This window comes from Kitasatospora putterlickiae (assembly GCF_039527695.1).
Lineage (GTDB): Bacteria > Actinomycetota > Actinomycetes > Streptomycetales > Streptomycetaceae > Kitasatospora > Kitasatospora putterlickiae.
Genome location: NZ_BAAAKJ010000215.1, coordinates 23648 through 24383 on the forward strand (window position 1 = coordinate 23648; position 736 = coordinate 24383).

Sequence of the window (736 nt, forward strand, 5' to 3'; positions counted from 1 at the left end):
GTCTCCGCCGCGTACTGGCTGGAGGGCGCCGCCCCGGACCGCACCGGCCGGGCCGGCGCGGTGGTGGTGCGCGGCACCGTGCACTGGCTGACCCACCGGGAGGGCCCGGCCCGGGTGCTGGACGAGACGCCGGGCGTGCGCGGCCGGCTGGCCCGGGTGGTGCCGGGCGCGGTGGGCGAGGACGCCGCCCAGGGCGTGGTCTGGGTGACCGACGCCGAGGGCGAGGACGCGATCGAGTACGCGCCCGCCGTGCTCGGCACCGAGCGCCGCCGGCTGGCCGCCGGACGGCTCGGGCGGGTCCGCGCCCTGCTGGTCTCGCCGGACGGCAAGCAGCTGGCGGTCGCCGCGCACGACGGCCGGGTGCTGCTGGTCTCGCTGGCCGACGGGGCCGTGCACGAGCTGGCGCGCAGCGCGGACGGCGAGGTCAGCGGGCTGGCGTTCAGCCCCGACTCGGCGTGGCTGGCCTGGTCGCAGCCGGCCCTCGGACCGTGGTCGCTGCGCCAGATCGTGCTGGCCAACCTGGCCACCAGGACGGTCTCCGAGGCGACCCCGCAGCGGTTCATCGACACCTCCCCGGCGTTCACCGCGGACGGCCGGCACCTGGCGTTCCTGTCGGTGCGCAACTTCGACCCGGTGTACGACTCGCACGTCTTCGACCTGTCGTTCCCCAACGGCTGCCGCCCCTACCTGATCACGCTGGCCGCCGACACGCCGTCCCCGTTCGGGCCGAGCCGGG

The 736-nt window shown here is 77.2% G+C and carries 1 pseudogene; it reads left to right on the plus strand.

Annotated elements, in window-relative coordinates:
• A pseudogene (locus ABD308_RS21245) lies at positions 1-736 on the plus strand (peptidase S41); the annotation flags it as partial.